The following is a 5,101-nucleotide window of genomic DNA, read 5'->3' on the forward strand; positions in this document are numbered from 1 at the left end:
CAAGGAACGCGAGAAGGCGAAGCTGGAGCAGCAGCGCAAGGAGCAGGCCTCGGCCGCCGCGCGCGAGAAGGCCCGCCAGGACCAGCTGCGCCGCATGAACGAGCAGCTCGGCGGCAGCGGCGCGCCCACCAGCACCGGCACGGCCGCGCGCGATGCCGGCCCGTCGGCGAGTTATGCGGGCCGCATCGTCGCGCGCATCCGACCCAACATCCAGCTGTTGTTCGAAGTCTCGGGCAACCCGACGACGGAGGTGCGCCTGATCGTGATGCCGGACGGCACGATCACCAAATCCGACATCGTCAAGCCCAGCGGCGTCAAGGAATGGGACGACGCGGTGATCCGCGCCATCGAGAAGACGGCCATGCTGCCGCGTGACGAGAATGGCCGCGTGCCCTCGCCGATGGTGCTCAGCGTGTCGCGCTTCCCGAAGTCCTAGGCATCGGCAGCGCGGCATCGGCCGCCCCGAGGAACCGCGGCGCGATGAACCGATCGACCGACCAGCGCCCCGGGCCCCAGAGGATCAGCCCGGCGAGCAGGCTGCCCCAGAACACGTGCTGCTGCAGCGCGGCGTCGGCAATCTCCTGCAGGCTCAGCACCGCGACGATGTTCAGCACGAACAGGCCCATCGCACCGAAGCGGCCGGCCACGCCGAGCGCCAGCAGCACCGGCAGCACCAGCTCGCCGGTGGTGCCGGCCACCGCGGCCAGCTCGGGCGGCAGCAGCGGCACATGGTACTCGTCGGCGAACAGCGCGAGGGTCGTCTCCCAGTCGCGGATCTTGGTCAGACCGGACAGGAAGAAGGCCCGCGCGACATAGAGCCGCGCGGCCAGCAGGGCCAGCGGTTGCAGGGCCTCGAGCCAGCCGACGACGCGCAGCCAGGCGCGCGCCAGCACAGGGGGCGCAGTCCACATGGAACACTCTCCTTCAGGTTGGATCGGGATCGGGCCGGATCTCGGCCAGCCAGCCCTCGCGCAGGGCGCGTGTGAGCCAGCGCTCGAAACTGAAATCGGGGTGGCGATCGAGCGTGACCGCCAGCGCCGCGCCGAGCGGGCGGCCGCCCAGCAGCTCGTCGTGGAAGGTCTGTTCGTCGGCGCCGAGCGACGCCAGCTCGACGCGATGCCCGCGTCGCCAGACCCACACAACGCTGCCCTCGCCCGCTGCGAGTGCCGCTCGCACCGGCGCCAGCTCGGGCTCGGCATCGGGCGGCACCTGGTGCGCCTGCCACATCAGCAGCACCGGCCAGGCCGAAGGGATCGGCGCGCTGCCGGCGACGAAGCGCACTTGCAGCGTCGCCGGGTCTTCGCCAGTCAGCGCCTGCAGGTCGGGCGGGGCATCCGGTGGATCGGCCGCCGTGTGCGCTCGGTGCACGGCCCATTCGAGCCGCGCCACGTCGGCCAGCCACGGCAGATCGGCCAGCTCCGGCACGTTCGCGATCCACGCGGCCAACTCGGCGCCGAACCAGGCCAGGTCGCCCCGCGTCGGCGGGTGGTGGATCAACAGGTCGCGCGCCAGCGCGGCCATGGTCTCGTCGCCCAGCAGGCGAGCCAGCACGGGGTAGGCGGCAACGAGCGCGCGCTCCGCCACGGCCTGCACGTTGGCACGGTACGCCTGCAGACCGGCAAGCTTGTGCGGCACGCCAGCGCCCCGCCCCGGCAGCGCCACGCACCCGATCGGCAGGCCCTCGCGCCAGGGCGCGCGCAAGGCCTGCAGCAGGCCTTGCTGGCGCTCGGATTCGGCAGCGCGGCTCATCGCGCGAGCCCCGCGCGGCCGACCGAAGCGGCGAACTCCCCCATGACATCCTCGGCCCGCTGCGCCTCGGCCAGCAGCACGTCGAACGCGGGCAGCTCGGTGTCCCACTCGATCAGCGTCGGGTGCGGCCCGAGGCGCTCGATCGTGTGGCGGAAGACCCGCCACACCGGCGGATGCACCGGCGAGCCGTGGTCGTCGATCACCAGCACGCCGCTGTCGTTGTAGCCCGCGAGGTGGATCTCGCCGACGATGCCGGGGTCGAGCGCATCGACCCAGGCGCAGGCATCGGCCACGGCATCGGGCGCGCCGCGGTTCAGGCTGTTGACGACGAGGTTGTTGACGTCGAGCAGCAGGCCGCAGCCGCTGCGCTGCGCCAGCGCATTGAAGAACTCGGGTTCGGCCAGCGTGTCGTCTTCCCAGCGCAGGTAGGCACAAATGTTCTCGATCAGCAACGGGCGCTTCAGCCGATCCTGCACTTGCTGCACGTGGGCCACCATCAGGTCGAGCGAGGCGTCGGTGAAGGCGATCGGCAGCAGGTCGCTGCCATGCAGCACGGGGCCGCCGCCCGGCATCGCCACGCGGGCAAAGCTCGCATGGTCGGACACCCGCACGGGTTGCACGCGCTCGACCAGGGCGGCGAGCTGGTCTAGGTGCCATGGGTCCAGCCCGGCGGCGGAGCCCAACGCCAGGCCGACCCCGTGCAGGCTGACCGGGTAGTGCGCACGTGCCTGCCCGAGCAGCGCCAGCGCGGCGCCGCCCTCGGCGAAGAAGTTCTCGGAATGGACCTCGATGAAGCCCAGGGCCGGCCGCCGCTCGAGCAGCTCGCGATAGTGCGGCTGCCGCCAGCCGATGCCGGCCATGCGGGCGGTCGAGAGGCTTTCGGGCAGAGCGGGCATGGCGGGTCTGTGGCGGCGCGTCAGGCCCGGCTCACTTCTTCATCTTCGTCTTGGCCTCGTCCGCCGTCAGGCCCTTCAGGTCCTTGCAGGTGCCCTTGGCGACGTATTTCCACTCGTTCGGGTCCATGTCGGTCTTGGCCTGGCCGGCGCAGGAGTGGCTGCCGTTCAGGTTGGCGCAATCGTTCTGACCTGCTTTGACGATGCCATAGCACTTCTCCTTGGCCTTGTCTTCGGCATGCGCACTGGCGCTGGCCAGGCCAAGCGCCATCACGGTGGCGAGGGCAGAAGCGACGATCTGGCGCTGCTGGGTCATGGTTGGTATCTCCTGGATCGGGTTGATGAATGGGACAGGCATGGGTCGATGGGCCGCCAAGTTCCTTACACTGCCGCCCAACGCCATCTCGAGAACCGCCCGCATGACGGATTTTGCGCAGCAGGTCGAAGCCTTGCGACCCCAGTTGTTGCGGTACGCACGCAGCCAGCTGCGCAACGATGCCTGGGCCGAGGACGCAGTGTCCGACACGCTGCTGGCCGCACTGGAGAAGCCGCAGGGCTTCGCCGGCGCTTCGGCGTTGAAGACCTGGCTGGTCGGCATTCTCAAGCACAAGCTGATCGACCAGTTGCGTCGCCATGCGCGCGAAGCCACCGTGCTCGACCGCGACGACGGCGAAGACCTGGACGCCGTGCTGTTCGACGAGACCGGCCATTGGCGCGACGTGCCGGTCGACTGGAGCGAGCAACCCGAGGCGCTGTGCGGCCAGCGCCAATTCCTGGCCGTCCTCGACGCCTGCGTCGAGAAGCTGCCGGCGACGCAGGGCCGCGTCTTCATGATGCGCGAGTGGCTGGAGCTCGACACCGAGCAGATCTGCAAGGAATTGGCGATCTCCACGACCAACCTGTGGGTGCTGCTGCACCGCGCCCGGCTGCGCCTGCGCGATTGCCTGCAAGCAACGTGGTTCAACGCCGTGGGCAAGGCCGGAGGGCAGGCATGAAGTGGATGATCAACTGCAAGGAGGCCACGCACCTGGTGCTGCAGGGTGAGGACCAGGCCTTGTCGTGGTCGGACCGGCTGCGTCTGCGCATGCACCTGGCGATCTGCGCCGCCTGCCCGCGTTTCGTGCGCCAGGTGGCGGTGATGCGCATGGCAGTCGGCCGCTGGCGCGCCTATCGCGACGAAGCCGACGGGCCGCCCCCCGCACCCTGAGGCCGGCCGGGCTCAGCCCCCGATCGACAACCCTTGCGCGGTCTGGGCCAGCAGTGCCCGCACCGCGGCCGCGTCGGGCCCAACATGGCGGTCGATGCGCCGGATGAACGGGCAGGTCAGCACCGCCAAGGCATGGCCGTAGGGGTCCAGCAGCGGCATCGACACGTCCGACACCCCGAACACCTGCTGGCTGTCGCCTTCCCAATGGCCTTGCGCGCGCACCTTCGCCAGCACGGCCGCCAACTCGCCCGTCGACAAGGGCACTTCCCCTTCCAGCACCTCGTGCTCGGCCAGCATCTCGCTGCGCCGCTGATCCGACTGGAAGGCCAGCATCACGTGGCCTGAGGCGGTGTCGACCAGGTTGACCCGCACGCCCAGCCGGATCGACAGCCCCCAGTTGTTCGGGCTGGCCACCTGGGCGACGACCGTCAGGTTGCCGCGGTCGTAGACCACCAGGTGGCAGGACTGCTCGGCCGCCTTGGCGAACGCGTCCATCGCCGGTTGGGCGCGAGCCACGAGACGGTCGAGCGGCGGGTGCCGGTGCGCCAGCACGAACAGCTTCAGGCCCAGCGCGTAGCGATCGCCCTCGGGCGAGCGGGTCACGTAGTGCCGCGCGACCAGGCGCTCGAGCATGCGGTAGATCTCGCTCTGGCTTCGCCCCATGGCCTTGACGATCTCGGCGCGCGTCAGGCCGAGCGGCTGCTCGGCCAGCAGCTCCAGGATGTCCAGGCCCTTGTCGAGCGCGGGGGCACGGTAGCGGTCCGGGGCAGCGTCGTTTTCGGTGCTCACGTCAGGCAGGCATGGCGGTTGGGCGTTCAAGGGTGGGGCCGACCAAGGGTTAGTACGGGCGGCCGCGGCTCGGCAGTGACTCTACAGTATTCATCCATGAACATCATGTTCGTATATGAACTGATGGTGGAAACCAGAACCCCCCAGGAGACGAGCGCGTGGGACGACTGCAGGGCAAGACGCTTTTGATCACTGCCGCGGCGCAAGGCATCGGCCGCGCCAGCGCCATCGCCTGCGCGCGCGAGGGTGCGCAAGTGTTCGCGACCGACATCGCGGCCGAGGGCCTCGCCACGCTGGCCGGGACGGCGGGCATTCAAACCCGCCGGCTGGACGTGCGCGACCCCGCCGCCATCACCGCGCTGGCCGCCGAGCTGCCGCCGCTGGACGGCCTGTTCAATTGCGCCGGCTTCGTGCACGAAGGCTCCATCCTCGACTGCGACGAAGCGTCTTGGGATTTCAGCCT

At 70.0% G+C, this 5,101-nt stretch carries 9 protein-coding genes; 4 read left to right on the plus strand and 5 right to left on the minus strand.

Translation table 11 applies throughout. From position 1 onward, the window contains the following. A partial coding sequence (locus tag VJ693_RS16910; RefSeq protein ID WP_324156009.1) for an energy transducer TonB occupies window positions 1–436 on the plus strand: 436 nt, incomplete at its 5' end. Here VJ693_RS16910 and VJ693_RS16915 read toward each other — a convergent pair. Genes VJ693_RS16915 through VJ693_RS16930 form a run of 4 tightly spaced genes read right to left on the minus strand, consistent with a single transcriptional unit; the run spans window position 408 to window position 3,000 of the window. Then, window positions 408–911 (minus strand): DoxX family protein, encoded by a 504-nt coding sequence (locus VJ693_RS16915; protein WP_324156010.1) that lies wholly within the window; start codon window positions 909–911, stop codon window positions 408–410. The two genes, VJ693_RS16910 and VJ693_RS16915, sit on opposite strands and share 29 nt — an antisense overlap. 13 nt (window positions 912–924) lie before the next feature. Next, window positions 925–1,749: a DNA-binding domain-containing protein gene (locus VJ693_RS16920; RefSeq protein WP_324156011.1), complete on the minus strand. Its 825-nt coding sequence runs from the start codon at window positions 1,747–1,749 to the stop codon at window positions 925–927. Then, window positions 1,746–2,645, minus strand: a complete 900-nt coding sequence (locus tag VJ693_RS16925) for a DUF692 domain-containing protein (protein WP_324156012.1) — start codon at window positions 2,643–2,645, stop codon at window positions 1,746–1,748. The genes VJ693_RS16920 and VJ693_RS16925 overlap by 4 nt, the downstream gene beginning before the upstream one ends. A gap of 31 nt (window positions 2,646–2,676) precedes the next feature. Further along, window positions 2,677–3,000 (minus strand): DUF2282 domain-containing protein, encoded by a 324-nt coding sequence (locus VJ693_RS16930; RefSeq protein WP_324156013.1) that lies wholly within the window; start codon window positions 2,998–3,000, stop codon window positions 2,677–2,679. A gap of 61 nt (window positions 3,001–3,061) precedes the next feature. On the opposite strand from VJ693_RS16930, the gene VJ693_RS16935 reads away from it, so the two are divergent. Both VJ693_RS16935 and VJ693_RS16940 read left to right on the plus strand, forming a co-directional pair. After that, entirely contained in the window at window positions 3,062–3,637 is a 576-nt protein-coding gene (locus VJ693_RS16935) for a sigma-70 family RNA polymerase sigma factor (RefSeq protein WP_324156014.1), read from the plus strand. Continuing rightward, a complete protein-coding gene (locus VJ693_RS16940) occupies window positions 3,634–3,849 on the plus strand; it encodes a zf-HC2 domain-containing protein (protein WP_324156015.1) in 216 nt (71 codons plus the stop codon). Before VJ693_RS16935 ends, VJ693_RS16940 begins: the two co-directional genes overlap by 4 nt. A 12-nt stretch (window positions 3,850–3,861) precedes the next feature. Here the strand turns inward: VJ693_RS16940 and VJ693_RS16945 are convergent, their stop codons facing one another. Next, complete coding sequence (locus VJ693_RS16945) at window positions 3,862–4,638, minus strand: IclR family transcriptional regulator (RefSeq protein WP_324156017.1); 777 nt, start codon at window positions 4,636–4,638, stop codon at window positions 3,862–3,864. Between the two features lie 158 nt (window positions 4,639–4,796). On the opposite strand from VJ693_RS16945, the gene VJ693_RS16950 reads away from it, so the two are divergent. Next, the coding region (locus VJ693_RS16950; RefSeq protein ID WP_324156018.1) for an SDR family oxidoreductase at window positions 4,797–5,101 on the plus strand (305 nt) is incomplete at its 3' end.

This window comes from Ideonella sp., assembly GCF_035254525.1.
Taxonomy (GTDB): domain Bacteria; phylum Pseudomonadota; class Gammaproteobacteria; order Burkholderiales; family Burkholderiaceae_C; genus Ideonella.